Consider the following 15056-nt stretch of genomic DNA (forward strand, 5'->3'; position numbering starts at 1 on the left):
CTTTCGGTTCGTGGGGAGGGCCGTCCCGGTTCGTGGTGCGAAGCGGGCAGCCGGGATCGCGGAACTACGCGCGACCGAAGGACCAGGGTACTTCAACTGCCGCGATAGACCCAATCCGGGCCGTTCAGCGCCCCTGCTCGTAGCGGTTCAGCTGATCCAGGTCGATCATGCCGGTGTCGAACAGACTGGTCTCGTCCAGCGCGGCGCCCTGCTGCGCCTGTGGCTGGTGCTGCGGGGGCGCGGGCGGCTGCGGCGGGACGGGCGGCTGGGGCTGTCCGTAGCCGTACGCGTCCTGGTGCTGGTAGCTGCCGTACGACGCCTCCTGGCCGTATGCCTGGTCCTGGCCGCCGTAGCCGCCCGCCGGGTACGGGTCGGGCTGCTGGTAGCCCGCGTACGCCTCCTGCGGCTGGTACGGGTACGGGTCGGGCTGGGCGGGCGGCTCGGGCTGCCGGTAGGCGTACGCGTCCTGGCGCTCGCGCTCGGGGGCCGGCTCGGCGATCTCCGCGAGGCCGGCGAGGTAGTCCGCGTCGCTGGTGTGCTGGTGGCCCGCGGCGTCCTGGGCGGCCATGTGCGCGCCGAGATCGTCCGTGGCGATGCGTCCGTGCAGCTTCTGCCGGCCCCGGCCGACGGCGTCCAGGGTCTTGGAGAGCACGGCCTCGAAGGCGCCGAGCTTGGTGTCGACGTACTGGTCGGCGCGCTGGATGAGCGTCTGCGGGTCGTCGCTCGGCTCCGGCGCGTCCTCGTCGGCGTAGCCCTGCGCGTCGAGGCCCGGGCCACGGCCGAGGAGCTTCTCGCGACCGCGGTCGACGGAGCCGATGGTCTTGGTGAGGACGACCTCGAAGTTGGCGAGCTTGGAGTCGACGTAGTCGTCGGCCTCGGCGCGGATCTCGTCGGCCTCGCGGCGGGCCTCGGAGAGGATGCGGTCGGCCTCGTCCTGGGACTGCCGGGCGACGTGGGTGTCGGAGACCAGGGACCCGACCTCGGCGCGGGCGGACCGGATGATCTGCTCGGCCTCGCGGCGGGCCTGCTCGACCAGCTCCTCGCGGCCGCCGATGAGTTCCTGGGCCTGGGCGAGCGAGCCGGGAAGCGCGTCGCGCACCTCTTCGAGCATGGCGAGCAGCTCGGCGCGGTTGACCACGCAGGACGCCGACATGGGCATGGAGCGGGCGCCCTGGACCACTTCGACGATCTCGTCGAGCTTCTTCTGCACGTCCACCGTGGTTCGCCACTCTCTACTGCGGATTGGAGACGGACGGGCACGACTGTACGGCCAGTCCGCGGCCGCCCGGCACCGGATGGCGGATTGTCCGTCAGCCCTTCTCCGCGAGGCGCTGGACGAGCGCCCGGTGGACCGTCGCCGGCAGCAGATGGGAGACGTCGCCGCCCCAGGCCGCGACCTCCTTGACCAGGCTGGAGGAGAGGAAGCTGTAGGTCGGGTTGGTGGGGACGAACAGCGTCTCCACCCCCGAGAGCCCGTTGTTCATCTGGGCCATCTGCAGCTCGTAGTCGAAGTCGCTGACCGCGCGGAGCCCCTTGACGATCGCGGGGATGTCGCGCTCCTTGCAGAAGTCGACGAGGAGGCCGTGATGGGACTCCACCACGACGTTCCCGTAGTCGCGGGTGACCTCGCGGATCATTTCCATCCGCTCGTCGACCGTGAACAGACCCTGCTTCGACTTGTTGATCATCACCGCGACATGTACGACGTCGTACAGCTTGGAGGCGCGGGCGATGATGTCGAGGTGTCCGTTGGTGATGGGGTCGAACGACCCGGGACAGACTGCGCGGCGCAACTGAAGTCCCTCGCTCTCCGGTCCGGTCATGGTGCGTCTTCGCACGTGGCGGCGCGACCGTACCAAAGCGTTCCCTCGCCGTAGCGACGGGACCGCAGTGGAGTGAAGCCCATGGGCCACTTGAATTCTCCGCCTCTGGTGCTGCGCTCCACGGTGACGAGCGCATCGTCCGTGAGCCAGCCCTGAAGACGGAGTGTGAGCAGGATCTCGCGAAGATCGTCATCTGTGACGGCGTACGGCGGGTCGAGGAAGACCACGTCGTAGGGGGTTTCCGGCGCCGGTCCTGTGACGATCTGTTCCGCTTTGCCGGTACGGACCTCCGCGCCGGGCAGCCCGAGCGCCCGTACGTTCTCCCGTACGACGCGGGCCGCGCGGGCGTCCGCCTCGACCAGCAGGGCGTGGGACGCGCCACGGGACAGCGCCTCCAGGCCGACGGCGCCGGAGCCCGCGTACAGATCGGCGACGCGGGCGCCCGCGATGGTGCCGAGCTGGGCCTCCCAGCTGGAGAACAGTCCCTCCCGGGCGCGGTCGGACGTGGGGCGGGTGCCGGTGCCGGGCGGGACGGCGAGGCGGCGTCCGCCGGCGGTGCCGGCGATCACGCGGGTCATGGAGGGCCTCTCTGCCTCTCTGTGCGGGCTTGCCTCTGGTGCGGGGGAAGGGCGTACGTGCGGGAGCCGACGGCGCCCGGTCGTGAGTACGGGCTGACGTGCCCAGTCTCTCAGCCCTTGTCGAGATACTGCTCCCGCTCCGTGTCGAGAAGCGCCTCCAGCGCGACGCGCAGTTCGGGCAGGTGCGCCAGCTCCGGGTCGGCGGCGACGACGGCGACCGCCTCCTCACGGGCCGCCGCGATGACCTCCTCGTCCTCGATCACGGCGAGCATCCGCAGCGAGGAGCGCACCCCGGACTGGGCCTGGCCCAGCACATCGCCCTCGCGGCGCTGTTCGAGGTCGATGCGGGAGAGCTCGAAGCCGTCGAGCGTCGCGGCGACGGCGGCCAGCCGCTGACGCGCGGGGCTCGCCTCCGGCATCTCGCTGACCAGCAGGCACAGGCCGGGCGCCGAGCCGCGGCCGACGCGGCCGCGCAGCTGGTGGAGCTGCGAGACGCCGAACCGGTCGGCGTCCATGATCACCATGGCGGTGGCGTTGGGGACGTTGACCCCGACCTCGATGACGGTGGTGGCGACCAGGACGTCCACCTCGCCCGCGGCGAAGCGGCGCATCACGGCGTCCTTGTCGTCGGGCTGCATCCGCCCGTGCAGCACCTCGACGCGCAGCCCGCTCAGCGGCCCCTTCGCGAGCTGGTCGGCGACCTCGACGACGGCGAGCGGCGGGCGTTTCTCCGCCTCGTCCTCCGCCGTCTTCTTCTTCGGCTCGTCGTCGTCGCCGATGCGGGGGCACACCACATACGCCTGGTGGCCGTTCTCCACCTCTTCGCGCACGCGCTCCCACGCGCGGGCGAGGAAGTGCGGCTTGTCGGCGGCCGGCACCACATGGCTGGCGATCGGCGAGCGGCCCGCCGGCAGCTGGTCCAGGACGGAGGTCTCCAGGTCGCCGAAGACGGTCATCGCGACCGTGCGCGGGATGGGGGTGGCGGTCATGACCAGCAGGTGCGGCGGCTGCTTGCCCTTGGAGCGCAGGGCGTCTCGCTGCTCCACGCCGAAGCGGTGCTGCTCGTCGACCACGACGAGGCCCAGGTCGTGGAACTGGACCTTGTCCTCGATCAGGGCGTGGGTGCCGATGACCAGGCCCGCCTCACCGGTCACCAGGTCGAGCAGCGCCTGCCGGCGGGCCGCGGCGCCCATGGAGCCGGTCAGCAGCACGACCTTGGTGCCCTGCTCGGCGCCGCCGAGCATCCCGCCCTCCGCGAGCTCGCCCATCATCTCGGTGATCGAGCGGTGGTGCTGCTGGGCGAGGACCTCGGTGGGCGCGAGCATCGCGGCCTGGCCGCCCGCGTCGACGACGGCGAGCATGGCCCGCAGGGCGACCAGCGTCTTGCCTGAGCCGACCTCGCCCTGGAGGAGCCGGTGCATCGGGTGCTCGGTCGCCAGGTCGTCGAAGATCTCCTTGCTGACCGACTGCTGGCCTTCGGTGAGCGTGAAGGGCAGTCTGCCGTCGAACGCGTCGAGGAGTCCGCCGGGGACGGGTCGGCGGGCCACGGCGGGCAGCTGGGTGTCGGCGTACCGCCTGCGGGCGAGGGCGACCTGGAGGACGAACGCCTCGTCCCACTTGAGCCGCTGCCTGGCCGTCTCGATGTCCGCCTTGGTGCGCGGCCGGTGGATCTTGCGCAGGGCGTCCGGCAGAGTCGCCATGCCCCGGCCCTCGCGCAGCGCGGGCGGCAGCGGGTCCACGGCCTCGCCGGCCCGGTCCAGCACCGCGTCGATCGCCTTGGAGATCTTCCAGGACTCGAGCTGCTTGCAGGCCGGGTAGATCGGGATGAGCTGATGGGCGAAGGCGTCCACCGCGTCGGCCGCGCTCGCGCCGCCGCTCAGCGGCTCGTACGCCGGATGGGACAGCTGGAGCTTGCGGTTGAAGACGGACACCTTGCCGGCGAACATCGCGCGGGTGCCCGGCAGCAGGTCCTTGTGCGGCTTGTGGACGCCCTTGCCGAAGAAGACCAGTTGGAGCCGGCCGCTGCCGTCGGTGATCGTCACCTCCAGCCGCCGGCCGCGGCCCTGGTTGAAGGTGTGGACACGGGCGTCGGCGACCTGCGCCACCACCGTGACGTGCTCGTCGAGCGGCAGCTCCGAGAGGGAGGTCAGCTCGCCACGCTCCGCGTACCGCCGCGGGTAGTGGTGCAGCAGGTCACCGAGGGTGTGCAGATCGAGATGCTCGGCCATCACCTTCGCGGTGGCGGCTCCGAGCGTCTTCTTGAGGGGTTCGTCGAGCGCGGGCACGCGTTCCATTGCACACCACGCCACCGACACTCGTCGCGCGCCTGTGGACGAATCACGGGCCGGGGCCGCGGTCGTCCGCGGGGACCGCCCCCGTGCCGGCGGGCTACTCGACGCCGATCAGCAGCGGCGTCGCCCGGTCGCCGCCCTCGTACGTGACCGTGTCCACCGCCAGGTACCCCTCGCGGACATGGGACTCCAGACGGGCCGACAGGCCCTGCGGGGACGTCCCGCCGAGGACCAGGGTGACCAGTTCGCCGCCGGAGGAGAGCATGCGGTCCAGCAGGGTGAGGGCCGTCTCCGTGACGTCCGTGCCGATCACCGCGACGTCGCCGTCGATCAGGCCGAGTACGTCGCCGGCCTGGCAGACGCCCGCCGAGGTCCACGACTGGCGTTCCGCCACGGCGAGTTCGGCGTAGCGCGTCGCGCCGGCGGCGGCCGTCATGGCGACGACGTCCTCGTCGAAGCGGCGGTCCGGGGCGTGGACCGCGAGGGCGGCGATGCCCTGGACCGCGGAGCGGGTGGGGATGAGGGCGACGCGGACGCCCTCCGCGCGGGCCTGTTCGGCGGCCGCGGCGGCCGTGTGGCGCAGGGCCGTGTCGTTGGGGAGGAGGACCACCTCGCGGGCGTGCGCCCGGCGGATCGCCTCGACGAGCTCCCCGCTGGCGGGCGGCTCCCCGGCGCGGGTGAGGACCGTGGTCGCGCCGGCCTCGCCGCACAGCGCCGCGAGCCCTTCGCCCTGCACCACGGCGACGACGGCCCGCTGCGCCTGCTCACGCGGGTCCGGACCCGCCTCGGCGGCGGTGTCGAAGTGCGTGATGCGGATCCGGTACGGGCGTCCCGCCTCGACGCCCGCCTCCACCGCCGCACCGGCGTCGTCCACATGGACGTGGACGTTCCACAGCCCGTCGCCGCCGACGACGACGAGGGAGTCGCCGAGGCCGTCGAGCCGGGCGCGGAGCCGGGCGACGGCCGCGTCGTCCGCCTCCAGAAGGTAGATCACCTCGAAGGCCGGGCCGCCGTCGGCGCAGGAGCCGGTGGCCGGCGGGTCCTGTGGGTCCGGCCGGGCGGGCCGGCTGTGGAGGAGCGCGGGGACCCGCGGCGCCTCACCGCAGACCGCGTGGACCAGGGCGCCGAGGACCATCAGCAGACCGCGCCCGCCGGCGTCCACGACCCCCGCGCGGTCCAGTACGGCGAGCTGCCGCGGGGTGGCGTCCAGCGCGGCGCGGGCGCCGGCGTATGCCGCGCGTACGGCGTCGGCGGGGGCGGGGTCCGCGGCTCCCGCCGCGTCCGCCGCCGCCCCGGCGACGCTGAGGATGGTGCCCTCCACGGGGTGCGCGACCGCCTCGCGGGCCAGTTCCGCGGCCCGCCGCAGGGCCCCGGCGAGGTGGTCGCCGTCGCCGATCCGCTCGGCCATGCCGCGCAGGAGCTGGGCCAGGATCGTCCCCGAGTTCCCGCGGGCGCCGATGAGGGCGCCGTGGGCCATCGCCCGGATCACATCGGCGAGGGCGGGCGCGGAGCCGCCGGTCTCGTGCGCGGCGAACACCGCTTCCACGGCCTGGTTGGCGGATTCGACGGTCAGATACAGATTCGTGCCGGTGTCCCCGTCCGCGACGGGGTACACGTTGATCGCGTCGATCTCCTCGCGCTCCCGGCCCAGGGACTCCAGCGCCAGTGAGCACCAGGCGCGTACGGCCGATGCGTCGAGACTCTGCGGCACCGGGTGATCCTCCTCGTGCGGCCGGGCCGGCCCCGGTGGGCCGCACGGGGCTGCGGGCGCCGTGGGGCCGCGGGTCGTCCCGCAGCGTAGACCGGGGCCGGGTCCGGCAGCGGGTCGGGGGCGGGCCGGAGCCGGCCTGCGGATGCTGGTTTCGTGTCTCGGAGACAGTGGATGTATGCTGCTCCAGTTGCCCGATGAGAATCGGGCCATTCCCCCGGCAAGCCACTTCAGATCTCTGATTCCGGCGCGCCGGAATTCACTGTAAGTGCATCTGAAGTCTTTGGAGTGACCCGTGGCTGCCAACTGCGACGTCTGCGGCAAGGGGCCGGGCTTCGGCAACAACATTTCGCACTCGCACCGCCGTACGTCTCGTCGCTGGAACCCCAACATCCAGCGTGTGCGTGCAGTGGTCGGTCGGACGCCGAAGCGGCTCAACGTCTGCACCTCGTGCATCAAGGCCGGCAAGGTCTCGCGCTAAGTGATGCTCCCCCGCGTCAGCGGGGAAGATCCCGCCGACGCTTCGTCGTAGCGCAGCCCCTGCGGTTGCCTTGAAAGCCGGTCCACCTCGGTGGGCCGGCTTTCGCCTTTCCCGTCCCGCCCCGAGGGGGGACGCTACGGCGCCCGGAAGCGCCAGCCGTGGTCGACCGGCCCGATGCCGGCGCCCAGCGCGAACCCGGCCCCGATCGCCCCGGTGACGTAGTCCTTGGCCGTCCGGACCGCCGCCGGCACCGTCAGGCCCTTCGCGAGGCCCGACGCCACCGCGGACGCGAGCGTGCAGCCCGTCCCGTGCGTATGGCGGTTGTCGTGCCGGGTGGCGCGCAGCCACAGCTCCACGCCGCCGTCCGTGAGCAGGTCCACCGCGTCGCCGGACAGATGACCGCCCTTGATCAGGGCCCAGCGCGGCCCGAAGCCGAGGACGGCGTCCGCGGCGCGGCGCATGTCCGTCTCGCCCCGGACCTCGATCCCGGTCAGCTGGGCCACCTCGTCCAGATTGGGCGTGGCCACGGTGGCCGTGGGGAGCAGCTTCGTCCGTACCGCGTCGAGCGCGGAGGCCGCGAGCAGCGGGTCGCCGTGCTTGGAGACGCCCACCGGGTCCACGACGACGGGCGCGTCCGTGCCGGCGAGCAGTTCGGCGACGGTCTCGACGAGTTCGGCCGAGGAGAGCATGCCGGTCTTCACGGCCTGGACGCCGATGTCGTCGACGACGCTGCGGTACTGGGCGCGGACCGCCTCCGCGGGCAGCTCCCACGCGCCCTGGACCCCCAGGGAGTTCTGCGCGGTGACCGCGGTCAGCACGCTCATGCCGTGCACCCCGAGGGCCAGCATGGTCTTGAGGTCGGCCTGGATGCCGGCACCGCCGCCGGAGTCGGAACCGGCGACGGTGAGCACGCGAGGGGGTATGTCCATACCGGGGAATCTACTCGCCGTCCTCGATGTCCCCGAAGTGGTCCCAGCCGCCCTTGTTGGTCCAGGGCGCCCCGTCGACGGTCACCTGCGGCAGCGCGGACGGGTTGAGCACCTCGCCGATGATCTTCCAGCGGGCGGGCAGCTTGGCGTCCGGCGGGAAGGTGGCCACGATCGCGTGGTCCTCTCCCCCGGTCAGCACCCACTGGAGCGGGTCGACGCCGACGGCCTGGCCGATGTCGTTCATCTGCGAGGGGATGTCTATCAGCCCGGACCGCAGATCGATCCGGACCTTGCTCGCCTCCGCGATGTGCCCGAGGTCGGCGACGAGTCCGTCACTGATGTCGCACATGGCGGTGGCGCCGAGCCCGGCGGCGGCGGGGCCCGCGTGGTACGGCGGCTCCGGCCGGCGATGGGCCTCCACGAAGGCGCGCGGGGAGCGGAAGCCTCGTGAGAGGACCGCGTGGCCGGCCGCGGACCAGCCCAACCAGCCCGTGTAGGCGACGACATCGCCGGGCTGCGCGCCCCCGCGGGTCACCGGTTCGTGGTTGCGCAGGTCCCCGAGGGCGGTGATCGCGATGGTGATGGTGTCACCGCGCACGACATCGCCGCCGACGACGGCCGCCCCGGCGACCTGGCACTCGTCGCGGATGCCGTCCATCAGCTCGGTGGCCCAGGTCACCGGGAGTTCGGCCGGGACGACGAGCCCGAGGAGCAGGGCGGTCGGGACCGCGCCCATGGCGGCGATGTCCGCCAGGTTCTGCGCGGCGGCCTTGCGTCCCACGTCGTACGCGGTGGACCAGTCGCGGCGGAAGTGCCGCCCCTCCAGCAGGATGTCCGTGCTGGCCACGACCCGCCGGTCGGGCGCGGCCACGACCGCGGCGTCGTCGCCGGGCCCGATCCGTACCGCGGGGGTGGTGGTGAGCTTGGAGGTGAGCTCTCTGATGAGGCCGAACTCCCCCAACTCGCCCACAGTTCCCTTCACCGAGTCACCTCTCCTTGTCGTGGACGCCACGCGCTGCTTGCGCGCTCGCGGGCCGCCACCGCTGTCGGTACCGTCAAGAGACACGTCAACTTCTGTTCGCCGTACGCCACACTGCGGGCACCGCCCGCCGCGAGGGTCTCCCCGCGGCCCGCGGCGACGCGATACCGTGGCGACCCCTCTTCCCGGGATCTCCCCACCGACGGTAGGGGACATGATCCTCGTGCCGAGCTGGAGGCTCCGTGGTACAGGCGTACATCCTCATCCAGACCGAAGTGGGCAAGGCGTCGACGGTCGCCGAGACCATCGCGAAGATCCCCGGCGTGATCCAGGCCGAGGATGTGACCGGCCCGTACGACGTGATCGTGCGCGCGCAGGCCGACACCGTCGACGCGCTGGGACGCATGGTGGTCGCCAAGGTCCAGCAAGTGGACGGCATCACCCGGACCCTGACCTGCCCCGTCGTGCACCTGTAGCCCCCGTCTACGCTTGGCCGGTGACGTCCTTCCGCCGCCGGCCCCTGTTCCTGTCCGCTGTCGCCGTGCTGATCGCCGCCGCGGGCTGCTCCTCCACGGACGCCTCGGCGCCGATCGCGGTTCCCAGCCCCCCGGCCGCGGAAGCAGCCCTGTGCCGCGCACTGGACGGCGAGCTGCCGCAGTCGGTGGGCGGGCAGGACCGCGACGACCCCGAGCCGTCGTCCGAACTCACCGCCGGCTGGGGCGACGCCGCGATCGTACTGCGCTGCGGCGTGCCCCGGCCGGAGGGGATGAGCGATCCGCAGGGCCAGGGGGTCGATGTGGACGGGGTCAACTGGCTGCTGGAGGAGCGCGACGCCGGCCCCCGGTTCACCACCACGTACCGCGAGACCTACGTGGAGGTCACGCTGGGCACCCAGTACATGCACGACCTCGGCCCGCTGACGGAGCTGGCCGGGCCCGTCAAGAAGACGGTCCCGGCCTCGCTTTGATCCGCGCCCGCCTGCCGCGGGCAACGGTCTACCGCAGGCCCGTCGAGCGGGTGAGCGCGGCCTGGATCAGCCGGTCCACCAGCTCGGGGTAGGCCACCCCGCTCTCCTGCCACATCCGCGGATACATGGAGATGGGAGTGAAGCCCGGCATGGTGTTGATCTCGTTGATGACGAACTCGCCGTCCTCGGTGAGGAAGAAGTCCGCGCGGACCAGGCCCTCGCACGAGGCCGCGTCGAACGCCGCGACCGCCAGCCGCTGCACCTCGGCCGTCTGCTCCTCGGTCAGCGGCGCGGGCACCAGGCCGGCCGCCGAGTCGATGTACTTGGCCTCGAAGTCGTAGAAGTCGTGCGACGTGACCGGCGGGATCTCGGCCGGCACGCTGGCGCGCGGACCGTCCTCGAACTCGAGGACGCCGCACTCGATCTCGCGGCCGCGCAGCAGCGACTCCACCAGGATCTTGGGGTCGTGGCGCTGCGCCTCGGCGATCGCGTCGTCGAGACCGGCGAGGGAGTCGACCTTGGTGATGCCCATGGAGGAGCCGCCGCGGGCGGGCTTGATGAACAGCGGCCAGCCGTGCTCGCCGGCGAAGTCGACGATCTTCTTCCGGGCCGCGGCCGGGTCGTTCGCCCACTCGCGCGGCCGGATCACCTCGTACGGGCCGACCGGCAGGCCGAAGGAGACGAAGACGCGCTTCATGTACTCCTTGTCCTGGCCGACGGCCGAGGCGAGCACGCCGGAGCCGACGTACGGGACGCCGGAGAGCTCCAGCAGGCCCTGGAGGGTGCCGTCCTCGCCGTACGGGCCGTGCAGCATCGGGAAGACGACGTCGACCTCGCCCAGCACCTTGGGCACCGAGCCCGGCTCGCTGTACACGACCTCGCGGCTGCCGGGGTCGACGGAGAGCACCACGCCGCCCTCGTCGGACTCCGCGAGCTCGTCGACGTTCGGCGTGCGGCGGTCGGTGATCGCCATGCGGTCCGGTTCGTCGGCGGTGAGCGCCCATCGGCCGTCGGCGGTGATGCCGATCGGCAGGACGTCGTACTTGGTCCGGTCGACGGCCCGCAGCACCGCGCCCGCGGTGACCACGGAGATCCCGTGTTCGGAGCTGCGGCCGCCGAAGACGACCGCCACGCGCGGCTTGCGGAGCGGCTGCTCGGGGCTCTGGGGGAGGTTCTCGGTGCTCATATCGCGATGAGACTACCCGCTGGTCCGAACGACGTCAGCGTCGCTCGGGCTTGGCGGCGCGGGACATCAACTCCTTGAGAGCAACGACCGGCGGCTTCCCCTCGTGGACGATCCCGACGACCGTCTCGGTGATGGGCATGTCGACACCGTGCCGGCGGGCCAGGTCGAGCACCGACTCGCAGGACTTGACCCCCTCCGCGGTCTGCTTGGTGACCGCGATGGTCTGCTCGAGCGTCATCCCGCGGCCCAGGTTGGTGCCGAAGGTGTGGTTGCGGGACAGCGGCGAGGAGCAGGTGGCCACCAGGTCGCCGAGCCCGGCGAGTCCGGAGAAGGTGAGGGGGTCGGCGCCCATGGCGAGGCCGAGGCGGGTGGTCTCCGCGAGGCCGCGGGTGATCAGCGAGCCCTTGGCGTTGTCGCCGAGCCCCATGCCGTCGGCGATGCCCACGGCGAGTCCGATGACGTTCTTGACGGCGCCGCCCAGTTCGCAGCCGACGACGTCGGTGTTGGTGTAGGGGCGGAAGTACGGCGTGTGGCAGGCGGTCTGGAGGCGCTGGGCGACCGCCTCGTCACGGCAGGCGACCACGGCGGCCGCGGGCCGGCGCTGGGCGATCTCCTTGGCGAGGTTGGGGCCGGTGACGACGGCCACGCGCTCGCCCGGCACCTGCGCGACCTCCTCGACGACCTCGCTCATCCGCTTGGCGGTGCCGAGTTCGACGCCCTTCATCAGCGAGACGAGCACGGTGCCGGCGGGCAGCTTCGGCGCCCAGAGGGCGAGGTTGGCGCGCAGCGTCTGGGACGGGACGGCGAGGACGGTGAAGTCCGCGCCGTGCAGCGCCTCTGCCGCGTCGGTGGTGGCCCGAAGGTTCTCCGGGAGTTCGATCCCGGGCAGATAGTCCGGGTTGGTACGGGTCGTGTTGACCGCGTCGACCAGGTTCGCGCGGCGGCCCCAGAGGGTCACCTCGCAGCCGGCGTCGGCGAGCACCATGCCGAACGCCGTGCCCCACGAACCCGTTCCGAAGACGGCCGCCTTGACGGACTGTGTCACTTCGCTTCCTCCCCGGCGGCCTTGCGGCGCTGCTCCGCGCGGACTTCGCGCAGGTCGAACGGGCTCGACGGCGCCTTCTCGCCGCGCAGGTCCTCGAGCTCGCGGGTCACCGCGGCCATGATGGCCTCGGTGGCTTCCTTGAGGACGTCGGGCGTGGGCTCCAGGCCGTAGAAGCGGGCGAGGTCGACCGGTGGGCCGGCCTGCACCTGAAGTGTCTTGCGCGGGAAGAACCGCACCTTGTTCTCCTTGGCGTACGGCGGCATCGCCAAGTTGGCCCCCCACTGGGCGACGGGGATGACGGGCGCCCGGGTCTGCAGCGCGGCCCGCGCCACACCGGTCTTCGCGGTCATCGGCCACATGGCGGGGTCGCGGGTGAGAGTGCCCTCGGGGTAGAAGGCGACGCACTCGCCGCGCTCGACGGCCTCGACGGCGGCGCGGAAGGCGCCCACGGCGTTGGTGGACTCACGGTAGACGGGGATCTGGCGGGTCCCCCGCAGCAGAACGCCGACCACGGGCGTCTTGAAGAGCGCGGCCTTGGCCAGGAAGCGCGGAACCCGTCCGCTGTTGTACTGGAAGTGGCCGTACGAGAACATGTCGAGGTACGAGTTGTGATTGATGGCTGTGATGAATCCGCCCTCGGCCGGAATGTGTTCCATTCCCCGCCAGTCCCGCTTGAACAGAAGCAACAGCGGCGGCTTTGCGATGACCGCGGCCAGGCGGTACCAGAAGCCGATTCTACGGCGGGACACTCGGACACCTTCCTCTTACGACCGGGCCATTGCCTGGCTGCCGGGGGTCAAGTGTCGCCCCAGGCCTCTGGTCTGTCGAGAACACGGTACGCCTCGGCCGCCGCCCCTCCCCCGGGACCTTCTCCGGTTCGGGCGACAATGGGCGCGATGCGCATGGACCCGGAGCTCGTCCTGAACCCGAAGCCGGTCCCCGTGCCCGCCCTGCTCTGGTCCCTGGTCGTGCCGCTGAAACCACTGGCCCTGGCGAAGAGCAGACTGGCAGGGGCGGCGGACGGCAGGCTACGGCCCCGCCTCGCCCTCGCCTTCGCCCAGGACACCGTGGCGGCGGCGCTGGCGTGCCCGGCCGTGCGGGATGTGTTGGTCGTCACGGACGACACGGCCGCGGCGGCCGAGCTGGGCGCGCTGGGGGCGCGGATCGTGCCGGACTCCCCCGCGGCCGGCCTCAACGCGGCGCTGGCGCACGGCGCCCGGGCGGTGCGTGGCGCGCGTTCCTCCGCGGCGGTCGCGGCGCTCAACGCCGACCTGCCCGCATTGCGCAGCGCCGAATTGGGCCGGGTGCTGGCGGCTGCTTCGGCATTTTCCCGGGCATTTCTGACGGACGCCGCCGGAATCGGCACGACTTTGCTCTGCGCCCGGCCGGGCAGTGAATTGCGGCCCGCTTTCGGCGGCTCTTCACGCCGTGCGCATTTGACTTCCGGCGCGGCGGAAATCGTGTCCGGCGACGTCGATTCCGTACGCCAGGACGTGGACACCGCGGACGATCTCGCGGCCGCGCTCGCGCTGGGCGTGGGCCCGTACACGGCGCGGCGCCTCACGGCAGGCGCCGGCGCGGCACCGGACGGAGGGGCCGCGGTGGCCGGTCCCCGCGGGGCCCGTCCTTCGGACCACTAGGCTGGCGGGCATGCAGGCGACCTCGTACACATACGACCCGGAGACCCGCAGCGGAAGCGTGCTGCTGGACGACGGCACCCCGGTCGAGTTCGACGCGGCGGCCTTCGACGCGGGCGGCCTGCGGCTGCTGCGGCCGGGGCAGCGGGTGCGGATCGAGACCGAGGGCGAGGGCGAGAGCCGCCGCATCACGCTGGTGACGCTGTACACGTTCTGAGCCGGCCGCGACCGGGCACGCCGCGGGCCGGTCTCCCGGAAGGAGACCGGCCCGGCGCGTGAGTGGCTGTGCGGCCTTGTGCCGCTTACTTCTTGGGGCGTCGGCGCCCGCGCTGCTACTTCTTCCTCGCCGTGGTCTTCTTGGCAGTGGTCTTGCGCGACGTGGCCTTCTTGGCCGGCGCCTTCTTCGCCGTGGCCTTCTTGGCCGGGGCGGTCTTCTTCGCCGTGGCCTTCTTGGCGGTGGCGTTCGCCGGGGTCGCCTTCTTCGCGGCCGCCGTAGTCTTGGCGGTCGTCTTCTTCGCGGTGGTCTTCTTGCCGGCCGCGGTCGTCTTCTTCGCGGCCGTCTTCTTGCCGGCCGCGGTGGTCTTCTTGGCCGCGGTCCGCTTCGCAGCGGCCTTCTTGGCCGCCGACTTGGCGATGGTGGGGGGCGGGCCGGAGAGGCTGCCCTTGGGCGCCTTCTTGACGGCGACCTCGCCGCCCTTGGGCAGCTTCTTCGAGCCGCTCACCAGGTCCTTGAAGCCCTGCCCGGCGCGGAACCGGGGGACGGACGTCTTCTTGACCCGCACCCGCTCACCCGTCTGCGGGTTGCGGGCGTAACGGGCGGGGCGGTCGACCTTCTCGAACGAGCCGAAGCCGGTGACCGACACCCGGTCTCCGGCGACCGTTGCGCGGACGATCGCGTCAAGCACCGCGTCGACAGCGTCCGCGGCCTGCTGCCGGCCGCCGAGCTTGTCGGCAATCGCTTCTACGAGCTGCGCCTTGTTCACGTCTTCCCCTTCGGAGACATTTGGCCGGAACGATGGCGTCCTGGCTTTTTCGCACGTTAGGCAGATATATACCGCAAATCAAACACGAAACGGGCTAATCACCCTAGTGCCGCAACGAAGTCGACCTTGGCGGAGTTCTTCAGGTCAGTCACCTTCAGGGAAACGGCCCTCGTCGAGGTCCTTCATCAACCGGTCCAGACGCCTTGCCGCATCCGGGAGATCGTGCTTCGTGGCCGCCGTGACGACCAGCAGCTTCCGGGAGAGCGCCATCTTCACGCCCTCGGACACTTGCAGTTCACGCACCTTCGTGTGCGCTTCCTTCAATCGGGCCGCGACTTCCGCGCAGAGCTCGAGTTGGCTGTCGCGTTCCATGCACCGATTGTGCCATCTGGGGCGAGTTGTCGCCCGACAGGACATCAACATACGACTGCGCCCCCCGCCGGAAGGCG

17 protein-coding genes are annotated in these 15056 nt (G+C 71.9%); 5 read left to right on the plus strand and 12 right to left on the minus strand.

Going from position 1 to position 15056, the window contains the following annotated elements; translation table 11 throughout:
* Positions 1 to 124: 124 nt before the first annotated feature.
* The 5 genes from ACFYOP_RS10445 to ACFYOP_RS10465 all read right to left on the minus strand — a co-directional run bounded on the left by ACFYOP_RS10445 (position 125) and on the right by ACFYOP_RS10465 (position 6403).
* Positions 125 to 1216: an ATP synthase F0 subunit B gene (locus ACFYOP_RS10445; RefSeq protein ID WP_356895588.1), complete on the minus strand. Its 1092-nt coding sequence runs from the start codon at positions 1214 to 1216 to the stop codon at positions 125 to 127.
* Between the two features lie 94 nt (positions 1217 to 1310).
* A complete protein-coding gene (gene coaD, locus ACFYOP_RS10450) occupies positions 1311 to 1793 on the minus strand; it encodes a pantetheine-phosphate adenylyltransferase (protein WP_356895778.1) in 483 nt (160 codons plus the stop codon).
* A gap of 26 nt (positions 1794 to 1819) precedes the next feature.
* Positions 1820 to 2401: a 16S rRNA (guanine(966)-N(2))-methyltransferase RsmD gene (gene rsmD, locus ACFYOP_RS10455; RefSeq protein ID WP_356895586.1), complete on the minus strand. Its 582-nt coding sequence runs from the start codon at positions 2399 to 2401 to the stop codon at positions 1820 to 1822.
* Between the two features lie 110 nt (positions 2402 to 2511).
* A complete protein-coding gene (recG, locus tag ACFYOP_RS10460) occupies positions 2512 to 4695 on the minus strand; it encodes an ATP-dependent DNA helicase RecG (RefSeq protein ID WP_356895584.1) in 2184 nt (727 codons plus the stop codon).
* A 94-nt stretch (positions 4696 to 4789) separates the two neighbouring features.
* Entirely contained in the window at positions 4790 to 6403 is a 1614-nt protein-coding gene (locus ACFYOP_RS10465; RefSeq protein ID WP_356895582.1) for a DAK2 domain-containing protein, read from the minus strand.
* 292 nt (positions 6404 to 6695) lie between these two features.
* Here ACFYOP_RS10465 and rpmB point away from each other — a divergent pair, with 292 nt between their 5' ends.
* Positions 6696 to 6881, plus strand: coding sequence for a 50S ribosomal protein L28 (rpmB, locus tag ACFYOP_RS10470; RefSeq protein ID WP_003957616.1), 186 nt, complete (start codon positions 6696 to 6698; stop codon positions 6879 to 6881).
* 134 nt (positions 6882 to 7015) lie between these two features.
* Here rpmB and thiD read toward each other — a convergent pair whose 3' ends face one another.
* Both thiD and ACFYOP_RS10480 read right to left on the minus strand, forming a co-directional pair.
* A complete protein-coding gene (thiD, locus tag ACFYOP_RS10475) occupies positions 7016 to 7810 on the minus strand; it encodes a bifunctional hydroxymethylpyrimidine kinase/phosphomethylpyrimidine kinase (protein ID WP_356895580.1) in 795 nt (264 codons plus the stop codon).
* Positions 7811 to 7820: 10 nt separating this feature from the next.
* The gene (locus ACFYOP_RS10480) at positions 7821 to 8792 is read right to left on the minus strand and encodes a thiamine-phosphate kinase (protein ID WP_356895578.1); all 972 of its coding nucleotides are present in this window, start codon (positions 8790 to 8792) and stop codon (positions 7821 to 7823) included.
* Positions 8793 to 9031: 239 nt separating this feature from the next.
* On the opposite strand from ACFYOP_RS10480, the gene ACFYOP_RS10485 reads away from it, so the two are divergent.
* Positions 9032 to 9265 carry an Lrp/AsnC ligand binding domain-containing protein gene (locus ACFYOP_RS10485; RefSeq protein ID WP_326785316.1) on the plus strand — a complete coding sequence of 78 codons (234 nt, stop codon included), beginning with the start codon at positions 9032 to 9034 and terminating at the stop codon, positions 9263 to 9265.
* Between the two features lie 20 nt (positions 9266 to 9285).
* Positions 9286 to 9756, plus strand: a complete 471-nt coding sequence (locus ACFYOP_RS10490; RefSeq protein WP_356895576.1) for a DUF3515 domain-containing protein — start codon at positions 9286 to 9288, stop codon at positions 9754 to 9756.
* Positions 9757 to 9784: 28 nt separating this feature from the next.
* On the opposite strand, the gene ACFYOP_RS10495 is transcribed toward ACFYOP_RS10490, so the two are convergent.
* From ACFYOP_RS10495 to ACFYOP_RS10505, 3 genes are read right to left on the minus strand one after another with little or no spacing between them, the layout of a single operon-like run.
* A complete protein-coding gene (locus ACFYOP_RS10495; RefSeq protein ID WP_356895574.1) occupies positions 9785 to 10942 on the minus strand; it encodes a D-alanine--D-alanine ligase family protein in 1158 nt (385 codons plus the stop codon).
* Positions 10943 to 10976: 34 nt separating this feature from the next.
* On the minus strand, positions 10977 to 11987 hold the full coding sequence (locus ACFYOP_RS10500) for an NAD(P)H-dependent glycerol-3-phosphate dehydrogenase (RefSeq protein WP_356895572.1): 1011 nt from the start codon (positions 11985 to 11987) through the stop codon (positions 10977 to 10979).
* Positions 11984 to 12736 carry a lysophospholipid acyltransferase family protein gene (locus ACFYOP_RS10505; protein ID WP_356895570.1) on the minus strand — a complete coding sequence of 251 codons (753 nt, stop codon included), beginning with the start codon at positions 12734 to 12736 and terminating at the stop codon, positions 11984 to 11986. The genes ACFYOP_RS10500 and ACFYOP_RS10505 overlap by 4 nt, the downstream gene beginning before the upstream one ends.
* A gap of 147 nt (positions 12737 to 12883) precedes the next feature.
* Here ACFYOP_RS10505 and cofC point away from each other — a divergent pair, with 147 nt between their 5' ends.
* Both cofC and ACFYOP_RS10515 read left to right on the plus strand, forming a co-directional pair.
* Positions 12884 to 13627, plus strand: coding sequence for a 2-phospho-L-lactate guanylyltransferase (cofC, locus tag ACFYOP_RS10510; RefSeq protein ID WP_388451264.1), 744 nt, complete (start codon positions 12884 to 12886; stop codon positions 13625 to 13627).
* 10 nt (positions 13628 to 13637) lie between these two features.
* Entirely contained in the window at positions 13638 to 13841 is a 204-nt protein-coding gene (locus ACFYOP_RS10515; RefSeq protein WP_264247461.1) for a hypothetical protein, read from the plus strand.
* A 115-nt stretch (positions 13842 to 13956) separates the two neighbouring features.
* On the opposite strand, the gene ACFYOP_RS10520 is transcribed toward ACFYOP_RS10515, so the two are convergent.
* The gene (locus ACFYOP_RS10520) at positions 13957 to 14607 is read right to left on the minus strand and encodes an HU family DNA-binding protein (protein ID WP_356895568.1); all 651 of its coding nucleotides are present in this window, start codon (positions 14605 to 14607) and stop codon (positions 13957 to 13959) included.
* A gap of 144 nt (positions 14608 to 14751) precedes the next feature.
* Positions 14752 to 14979: a hypothetical protein gene (locus ACFYOP_RS10525; protein ID WP_356895566.1), complete on the minus strand. Its 228-nt coding sequence runs from the start codon at positions 14977 to 14979 to the stop codon at positions 14752 to 14754.
* Positions 14980 to 15056 lie beyond the last annotated feature (77 nt).

Origin of the sequence: Streptomyces sp. NPDC006294 (assembly GCF_042870895.1) — a bacterium.
In the GTDB taxonomy this organism is placed as follows: Bacteria; Actinomycetota; Actinomycetes; order Streptomycetales; family Streptomycetaceae; genus Streptomyces.